The sequence below is a fragment of the Alishewanella sp. HL-SH05 genome (assembly GCF_052655985.1).
The window spans coordinates 3,018,793-3,038,650 of sequence record NZ_CP199753.1; the positions used below are offsets into that span (position 1 = coordinate 3,018,793).

The 19,858-nt window shown below is 45.1% G+C and carries 18 protein-coding genes; 5 read left to right on the top strand and 13 right to left on the bottom strand.

Annotated features, from left to right (window positions below):
• Positions 1-282: 282 nt before the first annotated feature.
• From ACUJFL_RS13845 to ffh, 6 genes are all read right to left on the bottom strand, one after another.
• Entirely contained in the window at positions 283-897 is a 615-nt protein-coding gene (locus tag ACUJFL_RS13845; protein ID WP_445427798.1) for a DNA-J related domain-containing protein, read from the bottom strand.
• 33 nt (positions 898-930) lie between these two features.
• Complete coding sequence (rplS, locus tag ACUJFL_RS13850; protein WP_226752018.1) at positions 931-1,290, bottom strand: 50S ribosomal protein L19; 360 nt, start codon at positions 1,288-1,290, stop codon at positions 931-933.
• Between the two features lie 22 nt (positions 1,291-1,312).
• Entirely contained in the window at positions 1,313-2,086 is a 774-nt protein-coding gene (gene trmD, locus ACUJFL_RS13855) for a tRNA (guanosine(37)-N1)-methyltransferase TrmD (RefSeq protein WP_445427799.1), read from the bottom strand.
• The gene (gene rimM / locus ACUJFL_RS13860) at positions 2,086-2,622 is read right to left on the bottom strand and encodes a ribosome maturation factor RimM (RefSeq protein ID WP_445429094.1); all 537 of its coding nucleotides are present in this window, start codon (positions 2,620-2,622) and stop codon (positions 2,086-2,088) included. Before rimM ends, trmD begins: the two co-directional genes overlap by 1 nt.
• Positions 2,623-2,640: 18 nt before the next feature.
• A complete protein-coding gene (rpsP, locus tag ACUJFL_RS13865; protein ID WP_226752016.1) occupies positions 2,641-2,892 on the bottom strand; it encodes a 30S ribosomal protein S16 in 252 nt (83 codons plus the stop codon).
• 135 nt (positions 2,893-3,027) lie between these two features.
• On the bottom strand, positions 3,028-4,395 hold the full coding sequence (ffh, locus tag ACUJFL_RS13870) for a signal recognition particle protein (protein WP_229587918.1): 1,368 nt from the start codon (positions 4,393-4,395) through the stop codon (positions 3,028-3,030).
• 157 nt (positions 4,396-4,552) lie between these two features.
• On the opposite strand from ffh, the gene ACUJFL_RS13875 reads away from it, so the two are divergent.
• A complete protein-coding gene (locus ACUJFL_RS13875) occupies positions 4,553-5,338 on the top strand; it encodes a cytochrome C assembly family protein (RefSeq protein ID WP_445427800.1) in 786 nt (261 codons plus the stop codon).
• A 43-nt stretch (positions 5,339-5,381) separates the two neighbouring features.
• Positions 5,382-6,641, top strand: coding sequence for an HlyC/CorC family transporter (locus ACUJFL_RS13880; protein WP_445427801.1), 1,260 nt, complete (start codon positions 5,382-5,384; stop codon positions 6,639-6,641).
• Positions 6,642-6,665: 24 nt separating this feature from the next.
• On the opposite strand, the gene ACUJFL_RS13885 is transcribed toward ACUJFL_RS13880, so the two are convergent.
• From ACUJFL_RS13885 to pssA, 3 genes are all read right to left on the bottom strand, one after another.
• Positions 6,666-7,262: a transglycosylase SLT domain-containing protein gene (locus ACUJFL_RS13885; RefSeq protein ID WP_445427802.1), complete on the bottom strand. Its 597-nt coding sequence runs from the start codon at positions 7,260-7,262 to the stop codon at positions 6,666-6,668.
• Between the two features lie 167 nt (positions 7,263-7,429).
• Positions 7,430-9,025, bottom strand: coding sequence for a glutamate--cysteine ligase (gshA, locus tag ACUJFL_RS13890; protein WP_445427803.1), 1,596 nt, complete (start codon positions 9,023-9,025; stop codon positions 7,430-7,432).
• 121 nt (positions 9,026-9,146) lie between these two features.
• Positions 9,147-9,974: a CDP-diacylglycerol--serine O-phosphatidyltransferase gene (gene pssA / locus ACUJFL_RS13895; RefSeq protein ID WP_229587928.1), complete on the bottom strand. Its 828-nt coding sequence runs from the start codon at positions 9,972-9,974 to the stop codon at positions 9,147-9,149.
• Positions 9,975-10,038: 64 nt separating this feature from the next.
• Here pssA and ACUJFL_RS13900 point away from each other — a divergent pair, with 64 nt between their 5' ends.
• Entirely contained in the window at positions 10,039-10,434 is a 396-nt protein-coding gene (locus tag ACUJFL_RS13900) for a DUF4124 domain-containing protein (protein ID WP_445427804.1), read from the top strand.
• A gap of 45 nt (positions 10,435-10,479) precedes the next feature.
• Here ACUJFL_RS13900 and clpB read toward each other — a convergent pair whose 3' ends face one another.
• The 3 genes from clpB to rluD all read right to left on the bottom strand — a co-directional run bounded on the left by clpB (position 10,480) and on the right by rluD (position 14,922).
• Entirely contained in the window at positions 10,480-13,059 is a 2,580-nt protein-coding gene (clpB, locus tag ACUJFL_RS13905; protein WP_306178844.1) for an ATP-dependent chaperone ClpB, read from the bottom strand.
• Between the two features lie 104 nt (positions 13,060-13,163).
• A complete protein-coding gene (gene pgeF / locus ACUJFL_RS13910; RefSeq protein ID WP_445429095.1) occupies positions 13,164-13,922 on the bottom strand; it encodes a peptidoglycan editing factor PgeF in 759 nt (252 codons plus the stop codon).
• A gap of 25 nt (positions 13,923-13,947) precedes the next feature.
• Complete coding sequence (gene rluD, locus ACUJFL_RS13915) at positions 13,948-14,922, bottom strand: 23S rRNA pseudouridine(1911/1915/1917) synthase RluD (protein ID WP_226752007.1); 975 nt, start codon at positions 14,920-14,922, stop codon at positions 13,948-13,950.
• A 123-nt stretch (positions 14,923-15,045) separates the two neighbouring features.
• On the opposite strand from rluD, the gene ACUJFL_RS13920 reads away from it, so the two are divergent.
• Positions 15,046-15,798: an outer membrane protein assembly factor BamD gene (locus tag ACUJFL_RS13920; protein WP_226752006.1), complete on the top strand. Its 753-nt coding sequence runs from the start codon at positions 15,046-15,048 to the stop codon at positions 15,796-15,798.
• Positions 15,799-15,863: 65 nt separating this feature from the next.
• Here ACUJFL_RS13920 and radA read toward each other — a convergent pair whose 3' ends face one another.
• Entirely contained in the window at positions 15,864-17,225 is a 1,362-nt protein-coding gene (radA, locus tag ACUJFL_RS13925) for a DNA repair protein RadA (RefSeq protein WP_306178846.1), read from the bottom strand.
• Between the two features lie 115 nt (positions 17,226-17,340).
• Between radA and ACUJFL_RS13930 the strand changes: the two genes are divergently transcribed.
• A complete protein-coding gene (locus ACUJFL_RS13930) occupies positions 17,341-19,857 on the top strand; it encodes a PilZ domain-containing protein (RefSeq protein WP_445427805.1) in 2,517 nt (838 codons plus the stop codon).
• Position 19,858: the final 1 nt, after the last annotated feature.

A 19,858-nucleotide genomic window follows, 5' to 3' on the forward strand; every position in this document is an offset into this window, starting at 1 on the left:
TAATATCGTTGCCCGCTGACCTAAAATTAAGCGTAAATATTAATTTACACATCGTATTTTTTAAATTACATATCTCGCAGTTTACGGATAGACGGCTACAGCGTCAAGCTTGCAAACCAATAAAATTGCCACTTAGACTGAAATGCAACATAAAAACACACTGTAAACTTTTAAATACAAAGCAATAGATCGCAGCATAAAATCAGGCTTTAGCATAGCAACACTGCAGCAAACCAACACTTGCCGCGGTGTTGCAACCTCTTTTAAAAGAGCAATTTAGCGTTAGAAGCGGGTCAACAGCTTTTTATAAGCAAGCGTAATGCGGACGAAGGCTTGTTGATCACCTCCGCGATCGGGATGATGTTTTAAGGATTGTTTGCGAAAGGCTTTTTTTAACTCTACTTGAGAGCAAGGCCATTGTAGGGCTAATAAACGCAAGGCTTCATCATCGGACAGTTTTACGTCTGGTGGGCTAAGATAACGCTGTTGATAAAACTGCCAAAACTGATTTAAGCGCTCCGTCAGCCCCATTGGTGTCATCCGCCAATAATTTTGCCACTCGGCATAATAGGCCGCTTTCGTGTCAGGCGTTGCCGGTAAGGCGTCTTGCCATGGCAAAATTTTAATCCGCGCTAAACCAATTTCAATATGTGCTGTTTCATTGGCAGCCCAACGCGCAGCGATACGATAAAGTAAATGGTATAACACAAAATGCACTTGAAATAACGCAAGTTGGCTATCTTCAACTTGGTTAAAAGATTTAAGCTTGAGCAGACTTAAGAGTTGTTGCTCGGTAATTTCACCATAACGACGAGACAACAGGGTTTCCAGTTCTTGTTCTAACTGTTGTAGGGCTTGCTGACTAATCGGCGGTTGCGCAGTGTGAGTAATAGACATAAAAAAGCCGGCATAATGCCGGCCTCAAATTGCTTAGTTAAGCTTTTCGCGGATACGCGCTGATTTACCTGAACGATCGCGTAAGTAGTAAAGCTTAGCACGGCGAACTGCACCACGACGTTTCACGGTGATGCTATCGATCATTGGGCTGTGCGTTTGGAATACACGCTCAACACCTTCGCCGTTAGAAATTTTACGGACGGTGAAGGCTGAATGCAGACCACGGTTACGCTTGGCGATAACTACGCCTTCGTAAGCCTGCAGACGGCTTTTGTCGCCTTCTTTAACTTTAACTTGAACCACTACAGTGTCACCTGGAGCGAATGCTGGAACGTCTTGTTTCAACTGTTCCTGTTCAAGTTGTTTGATGATGTTTTGGCTAATTTTGCTCATAACAATCTCACTTTACCTGGAATTAACTATCTTGTAGCTGCAACGCCTGGTGTTCCTGTTGGAATTCAGCCAGTAACTTGCGTTGCTCCTTAGTCAGAGCCAGGGAATTTAACATATCCGGCCGTCTTAACCAGGTTCTACCTAGAGCCTGCTTTAGACGCCAGCGTCTAATTTCATTGTGGTGTCCGCTCAGTAAAACTGCCGGCACCTGTTTGTCTGCTAACACCTCAGGGCGCGTATAATGAGGACAATCTAACAGACCAGTTGCAAACGAATCCTGCTCTGCCGATAAATCATGCCCTAGTACACCAGGTACTAAACGCGATACGGCGTCAATTAACACCATCGCAGGCAACTCGCCCCCACTTAATACGTAATCTCCAATTGACCATTCAGCATCAATTTCGGTTTCTATTACGCGCTCGTCAATTCCTTCGTAGCGGCCAGCTACTAATAGTAACTTCGAGTGTTTTGCTAATTCAGCCACACCTTGTTGGTCTAACTTGCGACCTTGCGGTGACAAATATACCGTGTACACCTCACCACCAGCAGCCAGTTTAGCGGCGCGAATAGCTTCGGTTAAAGGCTGAACCATCATTAGCATACCTGGACCACCGCCATAAGGCCGGTCATCCACTGTTCGATGCTTGTCCGTAGTAAAATCCCGCGGATTCCAGCAATCTAAAGTGATTAACCCTTGCTTTACCGCACGGCCGGTTACCCCATATTGCGTAATTGCCTGAAACATTTCTGGAAAAAGTGAGACAACGCCCACCCACCTTTGTTGTTCTTGCATTAAAACGCGGGGTTCCAGTCTACTAACATTTGCTTTGCAGTTAAGTCTACCTGTTTTACAACAGTATCGTTAAGATAAGGAATTAACCGTTCACTCTTGCCAAATGCATCGGTCCGATTGGCTTTCACCACTAACACATCGTTAGATCCGGTTTCCATTAAGTCAGTCACTTCGCCCAAGTTATAGCCTTGCACATTCATTACGGTCAGCCCCATTAGGTCTTTCCAGTAATAATCGCCGTCTGCCAGTGCCGGTAAGGCATTAACAGGAACCGCGATATCGGCATTAACGTATAACTGCGCTTGATCTCGATCATTAACATCAGTCAGTTTGGTAATTAAACCGTTACTGTGCCGTTTCCAGCTACTGATCTGCACAGGCTGCCAGCTACCCTGAAATTTAACTTGCCAGGGTGTGTAATCAAAAATCCCTTCCGGGATATCCGTGTAAGAGTTAATTTTCAGCCAGCCATTGATACCGTAAACGGCACCAAATTTGCCAAGCACAACAAAATCTTTTTCACTCAACAGTGACAACTCCACACGCTTTGCTAATTAAGCTACTGCTTTCTTAGCTGTTTTTACCAGATTGGTTACGCGATCACTTAATGAAGCACCTTGTGCTACCCAGTGGTCAACGCGATCCAGGTCCAGACGCAGTTTCTCTTCAGTACCGCTTGCGATTGGGTTAAAGAAACCCACGCGCTCAATAAAGCGGCCGTCACGAGCAAAACGGCTGTCCGCTACCACAACTTGGTAAAATGGACGCTTTTTCGCGCCACCACGTTGTAAACGAATAGTTACCATACCGTCCTCTAATTTTAATCGTTCAGGTTTTAAAAAATAACAAAACCCCCAGACAGGCTGGAGGGCTGCTGCATTGTACGGATTTCTGGCTTGAATGCAAGGCATTTCATGGCCAAGCGCTCCGTAACGCCAGAGTTAGCGTGGCGGTAACATACCCGGAGGTAATTTGCCCCCCATACCACGCATCATCTTCATTAAACCGCCTTTACCCGACATTTGCTTCATCATCTTCTGCATTTGGGTAAATTGTTTCAGTAGCTTATTAATGTCCTGTACTTCAGTGCCCGAGCCGGCGGCAATGCGCTTTTTACGCGAGCCTTTTAATAAATCCGGAAACTCGCGCTCTTTTGGCGTCATGGAATTAATAATAGCTTCCATTCGCACAAATTGTTTTTCATCTAGCTGCCCTGCGGCACCCGCCGGTAAGTTTTTCATACCCGGGAGTTTATCCATTAACGACATCATGCCACCCATGCTGCGCATTTGGACTAACTGTTCACGGAAATCTTCTAATGAAAAGCCTTTGCCTTTCATCATTTTTTGAGCCATTTTTGCCGATTTTTCTTTATCGACTTTTTGCTCTAGCTCTTCGATGAGGCCGAGCATATCGCCCATACCCAAAATGCGCGAGGCGATACGATCAGGATGGAAAGGCTCTAAGGCATCGGTTTTTTCACCCATACCGATAAACTTAATGGGCTTACCGGTAATATGACGGATCGATAAAGCCGCACCACCGCGCGCATCACCATCCGCTTTGGTTAGGATCACACCGGTGAGTGGCAAGGCTTCGTTAAAGGCTTTTGCAGTATTTGCGGCATCTTGGCCGGTCATCGCATCTACCACAAACAAGGTTTCGATCGGTTTGACCGCAGCGTGTAACGCTTTGATCTCATCCATCATCTCGCTATCGACGTGCAAACGACCGGCGGTATCCACTAACAACACATCAAACATGCGCGTTTTTGCATGGGTGATGGCCGCATTCACAATGCTGACCGGTGCTTGTGAAATGTCACTGGGGAAAAACTCAACGTTAATCTCTTTAGCCAGTGTTTCTAACTGTTTGATTGCCGCAGGACGATACACGTCAGCCGACACCACCAGAACTTTTTTCTTTTTACGCTCGGTTAAAAACTTGGCTAATTTGGCGACGGAGGTGGTTTTACCGGCACCTTGTAAGCCCGCCATTAAAATCACCGCTGGCGGTTGGGTATTTAAGGCTAACTCTTGATTCGCCTCACCCATCGCTTCTTCAAGCGCCTTGCGCACAATCTTCAGGAACTCTTGACCCGGTGTCAGGCTTTTGCTGACTTCTAAACCAACCGAACGCTCTTTAATTTGATTAATAAAATCGCGTACTACGGGCAAAGCCACATCGGCCTCTAACAGCGCCATCCGCACTTCGCGCAAGGTTTCTTTAATATTGTCTTCAGTAAGACGGCCGCGGCCACTGATATTTTTAAGCGTGCGACTTAAACGATCTGACAGGTTTTCGAACATAACAGTTACCCGTATTCATGAATTGGGCCGATTATAGCGCACAGCAACCGCTACGTCAGCATTGAGATCTTTTGTTCGCATAGCAAAGGGAGATGCTGGGCATTCGCAAAAACTTCCCATACAATAGCCAATATAATGCTTTAAAGGAGTTAATTGAATGGCCATGATGTTTCCTGGACTGGCGCTGCTGGCATATCTGATTGCTACCGTTGCAATACTGGCGCGTTTGTTCCACCCAACAGGCCCGAACTTTAAGCTCGTGTTTAGCACTGCAACACTGGCCATCGTGTTGCATATGCTCACTCTAGCCGGTGCCATTTTTACTGGCGCGGGGCAAAACTTCAGTTTGCAAAACGTGAGCTCGTTAATGTGCTGGTTGATATCGCTGTCCGTTACGCTAACCTCACTTCGCACACCCGCCATTTTATTGCTGCCGTTAGTTTATGGCTTAACGGCCGTTACGTTACTAGTCACCATGCTGTTACCGGCCAGCGTGCAGTTGCAGCATTATGAGTTAAATCCAGGTTTAATTAGTCATATCGCATTGGCGTTTATCGCCTATGTTACTTTATTGATGGCTTCGTTGTATTCTATTCAGGTGTCTTATATTAGCCATAAGTTAAAACACAAAGATTTTTCCGGTGTAACGCGCTACCTTCCACCTCTAATGCAAGCAGAAAAATTACAATTTCGACTGCTCGCTGCCGGTACAGTGTTGTTGGCTGCAGCATTAATAAGCGGAATTCCGTTTACAACACATTGGCTTGAACACAAAACTCTGTTAAGTTCGCTAGCCTTGGGTGTTTTTATGGTATTGTGCTGGGGGCACGCACGCTTAGGCTGGCGCGGCAAAACGGCGATATCTCTTACACTCACAGGCATTATTTTACTGACGTTGGCTTACTTTGGCAGCCGATTCGTAAAAGAGGTCTTGTTAGGTTAACGGTTAAACCCTGATTATGTTTGGCAACAAAGGTAACTGATTCTTGGACGCTATCTCGACTAGCACACTCTTTATTATTTTGGGTGTATTGCTTGTTCTCTCTGCTTTCTTCTCTGGTTCTGAAACCGGAATGATGTCAGTAAACCCCTATCGCCTTAAACACCTCGAAAATGAAAATAACAGTGGCGCCAAACGCGTCAGCAAACTGCTAAAACGCCCTGATCGGTTAATCGGCTTGATCCTGATTGGCAATAACCTGGTCAACATTGCCGCAGCCACCGTTACCACACTCATAGGACAACGACTCTATGGTGATTTGGGCCTAGCGATTGCCCCTGTCGCGTTAACACTCGTGGTGTTGATTTTTGCTGAAGTCACACCGAAAACGCTGGCAGCCTTATATCCTGAGCGAGTAGCTTTTCCTGCCTCGATTATTTTAAACGTACTGTTGAAGATTTTTTATCCGTTTGTTTTCTTGCTCAATAAAGTCACCAACGGTTTATTGAGCTTAATGGGCGTTAGCCCAGAAAAGCATCGTGGTAATAGCTTAAGCGCAGAAGAGTTACGAACTGTAGTGCATGAAGCGGGGGCGTTAATTCCTGAGCAGCACCAAAGCATGTTAGTGGGTGTGTTAGATCTAGAAAATGTCACCGTTGAAGATATTATGGTGCCGCGTAATGAGATCCTGGGTATCGACTTTAATGACGACTGGAAAGACATCATGCGCCAGCTCGGAAATGCGCAACACAGTCGCCTTCTGCTGTACCGTGATAGCATTGATGATGCGCTAGGTTTTATTCACCCACGCGATTTGGTGCGTTTACTACTCAAAGAACAATTAAACAAAGCGTCCTTACTGCGCTCAGTACATGAAATTTACTATATACCAGAAGGTACAGCACTGAATACTCAGCTATTAAAATTTCAAAGTACCAAAGAGCGTATCGGATTAGTGGTTGATGAATATGGCGACATCCAAGGATTAGTGACACTTGAAGATATATTGGAAGAAGTCGTTGGTGAATTTACTACCGATGTGGTTGAAGATAGCCACGAAGAAATAGTGAAACAACCTGACGGTTCTTATTTAATTGACGGCACTATAAACTTACGCGATCTTAACAGACAGATGCAGTTAGAATTCCCCACTGACGGTCCTAAAACCTTAAACGGCTTGTTATTAGAGTACCTTGAGGAAATTCCGCAAGGCAGTTTAAGTGTTAAACTGGCGGGTTATCCGATAGAGATTATTGATGTGCATGACAATATGATAAAAACAGTCAGATTGCTGCTTCAGCGTTAAACCAAGCCATATTGCAATTATGGCTTAACCAAATAGCCAACGGCTAAGCCAGCCTCGCTTTAAATCCTTTTCACAGCCTTGAAGCTGCAAATGATAGATATTAGCTCTCTGCTCGACTTGGCGGGCTGTATTTTGCAACCAGGCTTTACTGCGATAGGTACCGCGACGAAACCCACCCCAGCCTTCATGGTAATTTAAATACAAGGCATAGGCGTCTTGCTTCGCTACTTTGTTAACCCGATGCGTTTTATCAATATACCAACCAATAAAATCCACAGCGTCATCAAAATCACTACGACTGGCAAAATACCGGCCGGTGTCCTTTAAATAGTCGTCCCAAGTATCGCTTTTGGCTTGTGAGTAACCATAAGCTGAACTGCCTCGCCCATAAGGGATAAAGCCGAGGAAATAACGCATTGGCGGCTTGGCATTGTGTTTAAAGCGGCTTTCTTGATACATAAAACTGATGGGCACTGCGATAGGCATACCCCACTTATCGCTGGCTTTGGCGGTTGCCTGATACCAGTCACGATGTTCGCCAAAAATTTCACAGATATTAGATTGATCGCGCGGTGGCGGCGTAGCGCACCCCGAAATTATCATCGCTAAACTGAGTAACATCAGCAGCTTATTTTTTTTGAATATTTTTGAACTATCGGCATCGGTTTGATTCTAACAGTATGAATGGATTCAACCAAGTTTTTGTTTTCCCTGGATTCTCCTTCACGGCTACTTTTGGTAGCCGTTTTTTTTGCCCTGCAATTAAACTCAGCGTGACAACGAAACTGTTAATGGTCTTGCTCACAAGCCGGTACTTCTGCAAAATATTGCTGAATATACTCAGCAAAACTGATGTCATCTGCGGCTTCAATATCAGCTTGACGTTGCAATGAATCACTGCTGGCGGCGGTAAACTGCGCCTCACTGTATTGTTGATATGGCTCGCTGATGAGTTGCTGGCGATATTGCTCGGCTAATTCCAACATATAGCGGCCATTATCTTTGCGCTGACTAATTAAATGATTCAGCACTTTGCCAGAAAAGGTTTGTGCGGGATCCAATAACGACAGGTAGTAATGACGCAAAGCTCCTTGATAACGATCGGTCTGATAGGCTTCATCTAACCAGGCGGCAATCGGCATCATATCTGCAAAAAGCTGCTCGGCCCAATCTTGCATTAAGCGAGGTTGACCCTCTTGTAATAATTCTAAGTTGAAACGACGACCGTCCGTGACCACTTTTTTCAAGTTTTGCTCTGTAACCGTTTGCTCTGCTGCCGATAGCGCTGGGCTATCTTCTAACAAGCAATACACCAAGAACACATCGAGAAAATGCATTTGCTCTGCGGAAATACCCACCGCACTGAAGGGGTTAACATCTAACGCACGCACTTCAATATATTCAACACCGCGTTTAGCGAGTGCACAGGTAGGTCGCTCACCCGACTCCGTGGTTCGTTTTGGCCGGATTGTCGAGTAAAACTCGTTTTCGATTTGCAGCACATTGGCATTTAATTGCTGATATTCGCCTGCCACTTTCACGCCAATATTTTGATATTCCGTTGAAGGTTGGCTTACCGCGGCATGCAAACCGCTAATGTATTCAGGCAAATTGTTATAAGTAATATTTAAGCTCGATTGTGCACTATTGGTATACCCCAGATCACTCATGCGCAACGAAGTCGCATAAGGTAAGTACAAACTGCCTTTACCTAAAGGCTGAAACGCATAACGCGATTGCCGATCTTCTAAAAACGATTTGCACAGTGCCGGAGACGCGCCAAATAAATACACTATGAGCCAAGCATAACGCTTGTAGTTGCGTATTAACGCGAGATATTGTTCAGAGATAAAATCCTGACTAGGCGTGTTATCACCTTCTAAGGCTTGATACGCTTGCCAAAAGCTCTGTGGTAAAGAGAAGTTGAAATGCACACCGCTGATCGCTTGCATCATGCTGCCATAGCGATTTTTTAAACCTTGTCGATATAAGGTTTTCATACGACCGACATTAGATTCGCCATAATAGGCCAAAGGAATTTGATCTTGTTCAGCGATATAGCAAGGCATACTGGCTGGCCAAATCCGCTCGGAGCCTAATTGACGCATGGTAAAACGATGAATATCCGCTAATTGTTGCAAGGTAACATCGATATCGGCTTGTGCTGGGGTAATAAACTCTAGCAACGACTCAGAGAAGTCGGTAGTGATCCAAGGATGCGTTAAGGCTGAACCTAAGGCTGCAGGATGTGGGCTTTGTGATAGAGAGCCATCTTCATTAACACGTAAACACTCACGTTCAATACCACGCTTGATACCGACAATAGAGGCCAAATGGCCGTTTTCTTTAAGTGCGTTTAAGCGTTGTGTAATACTAGAAGCCAAAGTAAATCCTTATTAAACTAAATATCCCCCAGATTTTGGGGGATATGGATTAAAACTCAACCATGCCTTGCTAAATAAAGAACAACGAAACTCATCATTGCCCTAAAATGTTTCGACATACTTATTCTGGCTTTTTCTGCTCAGTGCTGGTTGGTTCGCTGTTGGTTTTTTGTTCATCTAAAAAGTCAGCGTCATCAGAGTCACCTACTACGTGCTCTAATTTTAATTTGCGCACACTTCTAAAGGTGGTTATAGGGCCTGAACAGGCATAGACCAAGAAAATCAAAAACAACATTTGTGCTGGTTTAGCCGCAATCACGACAAAGATGACAACCACTAACAATATGGTTAAAAACGAAACGCGATCACGCCAATTTAGGTTTTTAAACGAATTAAAGCGGAAATTACTCACCATAAGAAAACCGCAAGCGATGGTAATGAGGCCGACAACATAGCCAAATTTATCACCATCAATTTCATAGGTTGCACCATTCCATACCATGCCGGCGACTAACGCAGCAGCAGCGGGGCTGGCTAAACCTTGGAAGAAACGACCATCGGTCACGCCTAAGTTGGCATTAAATCGCGCCAAACGTAATGCAGCACAAGCTACGTAAATAAAGGCCGCAAGCCAACCAAACTTACCTAAATCAGCTAACGCCCAGTTGTAGGCTACTAAAGCTGGAGCGACACCAAACGCCAGTAAATCAGACATACTATCGTACTGCGCACCGAACTCACTTTGAGTATTGGTTAGGCGTGCAACTCGTCCATCTAAGCCATCAAAAACCATAGCGATGAAAATAGCGACCGCTGCCGCTTCAAATCTGCCATTCATTGATGATACGATGGCAAAGAAACCAGAGAACAATCCTGCAGTTGTAAGCAGGTTAGGTAATAAATAGATCCCTTTGCGCGGGCCATGTTCATTGTTTTTTAGATCTGTCATAGGGCAACTTCTGAAAAAGAGAATATACTGATTATAAGGGACATAACATAACATGGATAGAACCATGGCAAAAGCGAGTCTTATTTTTATGTTTCTGGTCAGTTTGACTAGTAATACAGCAATGGCACAAACGGTTTATAGCTGGCAAGACGCTCGAGGTGTAACACATTTTGGTCAGCAACCACCACGTGAAGGCAATTACCAGTTGGTCACCGTTCGTACTAATGCCGCCTCACGTACGTCGGTGCGAGACTCACAGGGTAACCCAGTGAGTTCAGAACTTGATCCTATGCTTTGTCAAAAGGCACAAGAACAATTACTGTTATTGCGCAGTGGCCAAGAGTTGTTCACTCAGGATGCAAACAAAAACGAACTTCGTTTACTAACAGAAATGGAACGCGAGCAACAAACAATGCTCGTCAATTTTGAAATAAAAAGGCGTTGTGCCCCAACGCCTTAATCATACTAACCCTTGTTCGATATGATACAGGGGTTATGCTGCATTCTAGCGATGGCTATGCATGGTAAAAGTTTCCCCGTTATGGTCAATAACCACGGTGCAACCCGGTAAAAAATCACCTTGCAGTAACGCTTGAGCTAGACGATTCTCCAAATGTTGCTGAATAGCACGTTTCAATGGCCGTGCACCAAACAGAGGATCAAAACCCACTTCAGCCAATTTTTGTAACGCAGCTTCGCTAACCTCTAGCAGATAGTCGCGTTGCTGCAAACGTTCAGCCAAACGATCCAACTGAATTTTAGCAATTTGTTGAATTTGTTTATTATCTAGAGGGTGAAACACCACAGCTTCATCCAGTCGATTTAAAAACTCTGGCCGAAATTGTTTTGCCAACACGCCCATCAACATTTCTTTCATCTGTTCATAACTGTATTCTTTATGGTGTTCTTGAATAAGATCAGAACCCAAGTTTGAAGTCATGATAATGACCGTATTTTTAAAGTCGACAGTGCGGCCCTGCCCATCGGTTAAACGGCCGTCATCTAACACCTGCAATAGAATATTAAACACATCGGGATGGGCTTTCTCAACTTCATCAAGCAAAATAACCGAATAGGGTTTACGCCTTACCGCCTCGGTTAAATAGCCGCCCTCTTCATAACCGACATACCCTGGCGGTGCACCCACTAAACGTGATACCGCATGTTTTTCCATAAATTCAGACATGTCGATACGTACCATCGCATCGGGACTGTCGAATAAAAAACGTGCAAGAGATTTTGTTAATTCCGTTTTACCGACCCCTGTCGGGCCTAAAAATAAGAAAGAGCCAATCGGTTTATTCGGATCCGACAAACCGGCTCGTGAACGGCGAATAGCATTGGCGACAGCCGCTATCGCTTCATGCTGCCCCACAACACTTTGATGTAAGGCGCTTTCCATTTGCAGCAGTTTGTCGCGCTCGCCTTCCAGCATTTTACTTACCGGGATCCCCGTTGCTTTTGATAATACATCGGCAATTTCATGCTCGGTTACCCGATTTCGCAACAAGGTCATTTCTTGCATTTCGGCTTGCGATGCGAGATCCAGTTTTTTCTCAAGTTCAGGGATGCGACCATATTGCAGCTCTGACATCCGCTGCAAATCACTGGCACGACGAGCAACTTCTAGGTCTAAGCGCGCCTGCTCCAACTCTGATTTGATATGCTGTGTACCTTGCAATGCGGCTTTTTCAGACACCCAGATCTCATCTAACTCCTTGTAGCTGATGTCTAATTCTCGAATTTGCTCTTGAATAGATTCCCGACGTTTTTTACTGGCCTCATCGGTTTCTTTGGCTAAAGCATTATCTTCGAGTTTTAATTGAATAATACGCCGCTCTAACCGATCTAACTCTTCTGGCTTTGAGTCCATCTGCATACGGATGCTTGATGCGGCTTCGTCGATCAAGTCGATAGCTTTATCGGGAAGTTGCCGATCACTCACATAACGATGTGATAAGGTCGCCGCGGCGACAATCGCTGGATCGGTAATCTCTACCGCATGGTGCAATTCATAACGCTCTTTTAAACCACGTAAGATAGCGATGGTATCTTCCACTGACGGCTCATCCACCAGAACCTTTTGGAAACGACGCTCTAAAGCGGCATCTTTCTCAATATATTTACGGTATTCATCTAAGGTGGTTGCGCCAAGACAATGTAATTCACCACGCGCTAACGCAGGCTTTAACATATTACCCGCATCCATTGCACCATCGGCTTTACCGGCGCCAACCATGGTATGAATTTCATCAATAAATAATATGATCTGGCCTTCTTCTTTCGACACATCAGCCAATACGGCTTTTAAACGCTCTTCAAATTCGCCACGGTATTTCGCACCCGCTAATAAAGAGCCCATATCCAAAGACAATACGCGCTTATCTTTAAGCCCTTCCGGTACTTCTTTATTGATAATACGCTGCGCCAGCCCTTCAACAATGGCGGTTTTACCCACGCCCGGCTCACCAATTAACACAGGGTTATTCTTGGTGCGACGCTGTAATACTTGAATACACCGACGGATTTCTTCATCACGGCCAATTACCGGATCTAATTTGCCGGCTTCGGCTCGCGCTGTTAAATCTACCGTATATTTAGTTAACGCTTGACGAGTATCTTCAGCGTTAGCATCTTCAACTTTTTGGCCACCGCGGATTTGTTCAATAGCCGATACCACGTTGTCTTTGGTGACACCGAGTAATTTTAAAATACGCCCCAACTCAGACTTATCTTCGGTGGCGGCTAACACAAATAACTCACTGGAAATAAACTGATCTTTGCGTTGCTGCGCCAATTTATCGCATTGTTGTAATAACTGCGCGGTGGTACTGGCCAACTGCAAATTACTGGCATCACCTTCCACGCGAGGTAATCGCTCAATACTTTGACTTACTTTTGAGCGGAGTTCATTAAAGTTAATCGCCAGTTTATTCAACAACTCTCGCACCGTGCCGCCTTCTTGGTTGAGAAGAGCAAACATAATGTGCACGGGTTCAATAAATTGTTGATCGCGCCCGACCGCTAACGATTGGGCATCAGCGATAGCTTCTTGGAATTTACTGGTAAATTTATCTAAGCGCATGGTCTAGCTCCTGCAGGCATAAGTATGGGTTGCTGCAAATTAAGATTGGGCTAGATTGTGGAATTTTCAAGCAATAAACGTCAAAAAATTGACTTCGATCAGTTTTATGATGAATGACTGAGCCAAATGGCACTGGCCATTCGACCCGTTTGGCCATCACGACGGTATGAATAGAACTGCGCAGTGTCGTGATAAGTGCAATAGTTGCCACCAAAAATAGCAGAGACACCATAAGCCTGCAGCCGCAGTCGTGCCAGCAAATATAAGTCAGCCAGATATTTTTCTTTGCCTAAGGGTTTAAAAGCGCTAGCGGCCAGCACATTTTGCTGTACAAAGGCTTGGCGCACCTCAGCACCCACTTCAAAGTGCTTGGGGCCAATGGCAGGGCCTAACCACACCAGTAGCTCACTAGGCTTTGCCTGAAACTGTTGTAAGGTATGCTCAATCACGCCCGACGCTAAACCGCGCCAGCCCGCATGAATGGCGGCCACCTCAGAACCTGCGTTATTGCATACTAATAACGGCAAGCAATCTGCTGTCATGACGACACAAACTTGCCCAGCTTGCTGGCTAAACGCTGCATCGGCTTGAGGCAATGCCGCATTTAGCACGGCAGTGCTCTCGGTCAAGTGCCATACTTTATTGCTATGAACCTGATCAAGCCAACAAGGCTCTACGGGCATAGCCGCTTGCTGTTGAAACAACGAGCGGTTTCGAGCAACCGTAGCCGCATCGTCCCCAACATGTAAGCCTAAATTTAACCCCTGAAACACACCCTGCGAATAACCACCGAAGCGAGTTGAGCTAACCGCCTGCACATTAGAAGGTGCAGGCCATGTTGGTTTAAGTAACAAAGGCGTCATTGACATTTAATGCTTACATTGCGCATTACACAAAATCCAAGCCATGCTGAGCGGTATCAGCACGTAAAGCGGCATTCAGTTGCACCATGTCATCCGGTAAAGGCGCATGCCATTCCAAAATTTGACCGGTGATGGGATGTGCCAGTTTAAGCATGATCGCATGCAACGCCTGGCGGCGGAAATTACGCATAAACACCAATAAGCTTTCAGCTGCCTGACGCGGGGGACGTGGCCGCCCCCCATACACCGGATCGCCCACTAAAGGATGACTGATAAACGTCATATGCACACGAATTTGATGCGTTCTGCCGGTTTCTAAGCGCAGACGTAACCTGGTATGAGCACGATACTTCTCCATTACCCGGTAATGTGTGACAGCAGGCTTACCGCTTTCAAGCACCGCCATCAAAGTTCTTTTGGTTGGATGCCGGCCAATAGGACGATTAACCGAGCCACCTCCGGTCATGGCACCGTAACAAACCGCTTCATATTCACGGGTAATTTCACGTGCTTGCATGGCTTCAACTAAATGCGTTTGTGCCGGAATGGTCTTGGCAACCACCATTAAACCAGTGGTGTCTTTATCAAGGCGATGCACAATGCCTGCGCGCGGCACTTCACCAATACCTGGGCAATGATGCAATAAAGCATTTAATAAAGTGCCATCCGCATTACCAGCACCAGGGTGAACCACTAAACCCGCAGGTTTATTGATTACTAAAATATGTTCATCTTCAAAAACCACATCTAAAGCAATGGGCTCGGCCAAAAAGCGTTCGTCTTCAGGCAAATCGGCTGTAATATCAATCTGCTCACCTCCGAACATCTTCTGTCTTGGCGTATTGCAAAGTTGCTGTTCAACTTGCACAGCATCAGCCAAAATCCACTCTTTTATACGTGAACGTGAATAATCAGGGAACATTTCGGCTAAAACCTGATCTAAGCGTTTACCAAAAAGATGGTCAGGAACGATTTGTGAAAGTTTTATCTGTTTTGTCATGACGGAAGCAGTTATCCTGTGTGCAACCCCTCGATATCTGGGGTAGAATCGCATTAGCGCCTATTTTAACGATTTTACGCTGGACTAGACAGCCATTTAGCTTAAGTAGTAACGGATTTTTACATGAAATTGAAATTTATACTGATAGTTTTGATGTCAATCGCCCTAACGGCCTGTGCTGGCAAACCCAAACCACAGCAAATGACTGCCACACAAACGGCTCAAGGCATGTATCAACAAGCCAAAGAAGTCTTGGATGCAGGCCTTTATAACCGAGCCATTGAATTACTCAAAGGGGTAGAGAGTCGCTATCCGTTCGGCCCATTAGCTAAACAAGTACAACTCGACTTAATTTATGCCCATCATCAAGCTGGCGATATTCCACAAGCGTTAGCCAGCATTGACCGCTTTATTCGGTTAAACCCCAACCAGCCTGATTTAGATTATGTCTATTACATGCGGGGCCTGACCAACTTAAAAGCCGATGAAAATGCGTTTCAAGAGTTTTTTGATATAGAGCGCGCCGACCGTGATTTAAGCAGCACCCGTCAAGCGTTTGATGATTTTAAAATTTTATTAAATAGCTTTCCAAACAGCAAATATGCCGATGAAGCGCGTAACCGCATGTTGGTGATTAAAAACAAATTGGCCCAGCATGAATTAATCGTTGCCGATTACTACATGCGCCGTGGTGCTTATCTCGCTGCAGCGAACCGTGGTAAATATGTGCTAGAGTTTTACCGTGATGTACCACAAGTAGAACAAGCTCTCGAAATTATGGTAGAAAGCTATGGCCGCTTGGGTTTAGATAAGTTAAAGCAAGATGCAGAACAAGTATTACGCCTTAACTTCCCGCAAAATAGCAGCATCAAATAACTGAAATCTCAAGACATTAACACCTCCGCTACGACGGAGGTGTTTTTTATGCCCCTACCGATGGGCTAAATCGCTTCTAACGCTTCTGCTAACTTACTCACACCGATGACCTGCATACCCTCAATCGGCTCTTTGGGCGCATTCGCTATCGGCACAATAGCGCGACGAAAACCATGTTTTGCCGCTTCACGTAAACGTTCTTGCCCACTCGGTACCGGCCTAATTTCACCCGCCAAGCCGACTTCACCGAATACGACCAAATCATTGGGCAAGGGTTTATCACGAAAACTCGATACCAAGGCCAGCAAGGTCGCTAAATCAGCACTCGTTTCGTTGACCTTAACGCCGCCGACGACATTGACAAACACATCTTGATCGGCCATTTGCAAACCACCGTGGCGATGCATAACGGCCAATAACATAGAAATACGGTTTTGCTCCATACCCAAAGTCACGCGTCTTGGATTATTCAGCGGTGAATAATCGACTAACCCTTGGATCTCGACTAATAATGGCCGCGTTCCTTCCCAAAGCACCATCACAATACTGCCAGATTGATCTTCTTTACCACGCGTTAAAAAAATAGCCGAAGGATTTTTCACTTCTTTCATGCCCTGACCGGTCATAGCAAAGACGCCGAGCTCATTTACCGGGCCAAAACGATTTTTATGGCCACGCATAGTGCGATAGCGGCTATCGGTATCGCCATCAAGCATCACCGAGCAGTCAATACAATGCTCAAGTACCTTAGGGCCAGCCAGCGAGCCATCTTTTGTGACATGGCCCACCATAATAATGGCGATGTGATACTGCTTGGCAAAGCGTGTTAAAAAGGCCGCACTTTCTCGAACCTGCGACACACTTCCTGGGGCCGATTGCACATCAGCTAAATGCATCACTTGGATGGAGTCGATAACCATAATGCGGGGCTTTTCTTGCTGCGCTAATTGGCAAATCGTTTCGACATTGGTCTCTGCCAGCATTTTTAACGTGCCCATTGGTAAACCTAAGCGCTGAGCGCGCATCGCCACTTGCTGTAAAGATTCTTCCCCCGTGACGTACAAGGCTCCCCCCTGTTCAGCTAAGCCACACATCATTTGAAGTAATAAGGTACTTTTACCAGCACCTGGATGCCCACCGATTAAAATAGCAGAGCCCGGCACAATACCGCCGCCTAACACGCGGTCAAACTCAACAAAGCCAGTACTAAAGCGTGGTACTTCTTGCAGATCGACTTCATCAAGCCGCATCACTTTAGCGACTGTGGTACCGGCATAACCATCCAGCCGAGTATTTTTCGTTTTTACGGCTCCTAGTCTTACTTCAGTAATACAGTTCCAAGCCGAGCATTCAGAACACTGACCTTGCCAGCGCATAAAATCGGCACCACATTCATTACATACGTAGGCGGTTTTTGTTTTTGCCATGATCTTTCCTAATTTGAATAAAAGGCACAGATATTGCTTTTCGAAATAGAACAACGTAGCTTAATCTCATTATAACCCTAAGCTGCCAAAATTTTGGCAACTGAATCAGCTGACTATGACTGCAACCGACTTTAAAGAGCAATCTGGCATTATTGAAAGGATGAAAGGACTGATCAACTCACCCGAGTTTGAGCAGACTTTCGCTAGTCTGTCTGCTAGCCTGCCTAAGTCAAAACAGTTTTTATTAAAAATGGAACTGAAGCGTCTTGCTCAGCCTTGCAACTATTACATTGATTTACGCGGCCATGTTGATGGTGATGTTAAACCTTTTGTCTATTTAGGCAAAACCCATCACCTAGATGATACCGCACGGCAGATCTTTGAAAACGGCGTTAACGATTACGGCCAATACACTATTGGCGTCTACGAAGAAGTCATGAACGCTGACAATAACTTTCGGGTTCGTCATCGTAAAGAAACCGAAGAGCGTGTTCGTAATGCATTAGCACAACGCCGTAATGGTTTGCAGCTGCCCGACCCCACAAACACGCAAGAAAATACCGAGCCAGAAGAAGAAACCAACAACCCGAATAAATTAGTGCAGTTTGGCTATTATATCAGCCGCTGTGAAGAGCGCATGAATTATGGCATTGAAGTAGAAGTCCGCCATGCGGATCAGCGTTTTAGTGCCATGACCACGGATCTGTCTGTTGGTGGTTGTAAATTAAAAATACCAGCGGGGCGGCAAATTGTTGTGGGGGACACCCTCAATTTGGCTTTGCGTGGTTTAGAAAAAGAATTCACCTTGAATTTGCCTAAGGGTTTAACTTATCAAGTTTTAGAAGTGGATGAGCAGGATAAATATAACTATTTGCGATTAAAGCGCTTGAATCCAGAACAAGAAGGCTCGTTTAATCAATTTTTACATAGTTTTATTCACGGTAATAAACGCCGCTACAAGGTGAATTTAGATAACACCACCGACGCCGTCATTACCAAGGGCTATGAACAATACTATTTGCCGCGAATTAATACTTTACCGGTTTATTTATCTGTTGTTGATGGCCAAGTCAGTAGCCGTTTTTGCCTCACCAGTGATTACAACAAAAGTGTTTGGCATTATTTTTTGGATGAACAGCAACTCTCAGTATTAAGCCATGTACTATCTGCAAAGCGGCTAAAACTGCTGCTGAGCCAGACCTCAACCGAACGCTCCAGTATCTTGTATTGCTTTACTCACGCAGCAAAAGGCAAATTGTATTTTTATGCTGCGACGGATCTTGAACTTGCCGAATCAACCGCTTTGCGTGAGATGTTTTTTGGGTTTGGCGCTGGCAAGCCCAGTTGGCGTGTATTCCATCTTAATTTATTAAAAACTCACGTAAGCCAAAGTATTAATGAATTTGCCATACCCGGCGCGGTAAACACGCAAAAACCGTTCCCCTTGATCGCGGGTATGCTCAAAGACATGCATTATATTGCCGCACTCACTGAAATCAGTTCGGCTGAACATCGGCGTTATTACTCGGCCTATACTTACCAAACTAATAAATTAGCGGCCTTAAATAAATTTGGATTAAGTAAAGCCCTGCAAGCCAAACCCTGTGAAGCGATAGCTATTCATTATATTAATTTACGTGCCGAGTCGCGTTATTTGTATAAAACCACGGTGCTGGTAAGAAACAAACCAGAGCAAGCCCCCATCAGCAGTTTTAGCCGAGACTTTTCCACTGGCGGCCTACAAATTGAATTTAGCCAACCTGTCGATTTTCAAAAAGGCGATATACTGCTCTTTGAATTACCCGATCTACAAAAAATCACGAACAAACATCAATTATCGGACTTACCTTACGAAGTAATGGCAGTAAGTAAAAGCCGCACCATTATGAATTTGAAAATTGCTCAAACCGATTATCATGTTGGTAAGGCGTTTTTTCAGCAGTTAATTCAAAGTAACCGCAGCAAATTAACTGTGGCCGAAGAAACACCGAAGTACCCTGGCTTATCAGATGCACTGCGCAATATGTATGTTAAAACGCTGAATAACTTTGCGGTTTTTATTCATCGCAAAGGCCTACGCCATGACGTAAATGTGTTAGGCCGTGGCGCCCAGCCCAATGCAATTCATAAGTTGCTGCAACTGTCGCAACAGAGCAGCAAAAGCTTAGACTTTAGTTTATTGACGAAAGAGCACGTGCTAACGCAAGAAGTCGCACATTTTTTAAAGCAAATGAAGCGACATGATCCGTCAAAACAATTTGAGTTGTATATTCGGGTTACCCCGTTAGACAATGGTCAACTGGAGTTCAGTAGCCATTATGATTTTGAGTTTAAGCAAGCGGAAGATCTGCAAATCTTTATTTTAGATGCTATTGAACATCATGTACTGTTTAGTTTTAAACTCTATGTTTCTCGTACCGGTAAGCTTGACTCAGAATATATCGCGAAGGAGATTGGCTATATCAGTGTTTATGCTATACACAAAGCAAAAACGTTAGAGGAAGAGTTGTGGCATGTCGAAGGGGTAGCTGATGGTGTAGAAACCTCTGCAGAGATCGTTGCTCGTTATAATGCGGCTGCCTGCACCGCTCAACAGCAAGCACGCATGGCTATCTTAGCGCGCGATAAATAGC